Source organism: Weissella sp. DD23, assembly GCF_001579105.1.
GTDB classification, from domain to species: Bacteria; Bacillota; Bacilli; order Lactobacillales; family Lactobacillaceae; genus Weissella; species Weissella cibaria.
The window spans coordinates 357,050-359,441 of sequence record NZ_KQ970392.1 but is presented as its reverse complement, the minus strand read 5'-3'; the positions used below and the strand labels follow the sequence as shown (position 1 = coordinate 359,441).

Annotated in this window: 1 protein-coding gene; it reads right to left on the bottom strand. The window is 45.2% G+C overall.

Features of this window, described 5'->3' with window-relative positions; genetic code table 11:
* Positions 1-254: 254 nt before the first annotated feature.
* Positions 255-2,392: PolC-type DNA polymerase III (locus WEIDD23_RS06010; protein ID WP_156469577.1), on the bottom strand; the 2,138-nt coding region annotated here is incomplete at its 5' end.

Below are 2,392 nucleotides of genomic sequence, written 5' to 3'. Positions count from 1 at the left end.
ACAGATATTTCATATCTCTGAGACGACTTAATATATAATACAGAATGTTTTTTGATAAGTCAACAACGAGTTTTAACAACGTTTTTTATTATCAACACACCCTCGCTCGAGTGCTTAATTAATATACCGCTTTTCATAATGTTCGTCAACTGCTTTGTTTTCGAAAATTTTTCCGAACATTTACTGCACCTTCAGTAAATGAAAAAAGCGCTCCATGATAGCTGACTATCACGAAACGCTTTCGTTCCATCTTATTAGAATAGGGCCAATTGATTTTCATCCGGCATGCCAGCAAGCACGCCATTCTCATCTAAGTAATCCATCAACGTCTTTGACACACCACCACGCTGTGCAAGATCTTCCTTTGACAGGAATTCACGTTCAGCACGCGCAGCAATGATCCGCTTCGCAACGTTATCACCCAGACCAGGCACCGCATTAAACGGCGCAATCAACGTATCACCATCTAAGACCCACTGCTCTGAGTCAGACTTATACAAATCAACCATATTGAACTTAATGCCACGCTCAAGGGCTTCATTAGCCAATTCAAGCACAGTCAATAAATCCTTATCCTTAGCTGAAGCTTCATTTCCCATTTTTTTGATTTCTTGAATTCTTGCCTTAGTTGAATTCAAACCACGTGACATGGCAACGATATCAAAGTTGCTTGCGCGCACTGAGAAATATGCCGCGTAATACAACGTCGGGAAGTATACCTTAAAGTAGGCAATTCGCAACGCCATCAAAACGTAAGCGGCCGCGTGAGCACGCGGGAACATATACTTAATCTTCAATCCTGACTCGATATACCACTCCGGTACGCCAGCTGCACGCATTTCGGCTTGGTACTCATCTGAGATTCCCTTACCCTTACGTACCTTTTCCATAATCTGGAATGATGACTCTGGCTGTACCCCGTAGTTAATCAAGTCGGTCATGATCTTGTCACGCGTTCCGATAACCGTACCGATTGTCGCAACCCCACGTTGAATCAATTCATCCGCATTACCACGCCACACGTCAGTTCCGTGAGACAAACCAGAAATTTGTAGCAATTCAGAATAGTTCTTCGGGTGTGTTTCCTCCAACATACCACGAACAAAAGCCGTTCCAAATTCAGGCACACCCAACGTACCTGACTTCGAGAAGATCTGTTCTTCATCTACGCCAAGGGCTTCTGGTGATGAAAATAGACTCATCACCCCTGGATCATTCATCGGAATCGTTTGCGGATCAATGCCGGACATATCCTGTAAGGCACGAATCATTGTGGGATCATCGTGACCCAGGATATCCATCTTCAGGATATTATCGTGAATTGAGTGGAAATCGAAGTGGGTCGTCCGCCAAGTGGCTGACAGATCATCGGCCGGGAACTGAATTGGTGTGAAATCAAAAATTTCCATATCGTCCGGCACAATCAAGATACCAGCCGGGTGCTGACCGGTAGTCCGCTTAACCCCAGTAGCGCCCAAAGCCAACCGTTCAATTTCTGCACCTCGGAAACTAACATCATGATCACGCTCATACGCCTTTACGTATCCAAACGCGGTCTTATCCGCCACCGTCGCAATCGTACCGGCACGGAATACATTGTTCTCACCAAACAAAGACTTCATATAGTTGTGAGCAAATTGCTGATAGTCACCAGAGAAGTTCAAATCAATATCCGGCACCTTGTTACCCTTGAATCCCAAGAAGGTTTCAAACGGAATGTTGTGTCCATCCCCAATCAACTTTGTCCCATCAATTGGACTCAACTTTTCAGGCAAATCATAGCCAGACTCGTACTCACGTGGATCAACGAATTCCACATAGTCACCAGCGACACTACGATAGTGCGGTGGCAAGGCATTCACTTCAGTAATCCCGATTAACAGGGCAATTAGTGAAGAGCCCACCGAACCACGAGATCCAACCAAATAACCATCTTTATTTGACTTAGCCACCAAACGTTGCGCAACCAGGTAAATAACCGAGAATCCGTTAGAAATAATTGAACGTAATTCTTGCTCAATGCGGGCTTCGACGATTTCAGGTAACGGATTTCCGTACAAACGGTAGGCGGTGTCATATGACTTCTGCCGCACTTCATCATCTGCGCCAGGCATGTTAGGTGGATAATTTCCACCCTTAATCGCCTCAACATCGTCAATCATGTCAGCCACAACGTGTGTATTATCAATGACCAACTTTTTAGCTAGCTCCTCGCCCATCCAAGCAAAGTCATCCAACAACTCCTGTGTCGTTCGGAAGTGCATATCTGGCAATGAATAACGATTCAAGGGATTAGCCCCACCTTGTGAGCTAATCAAAATCTTACGGTAAATGGCATCCTCGGGATTGAGATAGTGTACATCCCCCGTCACAACCACCGGCTTACCCAATT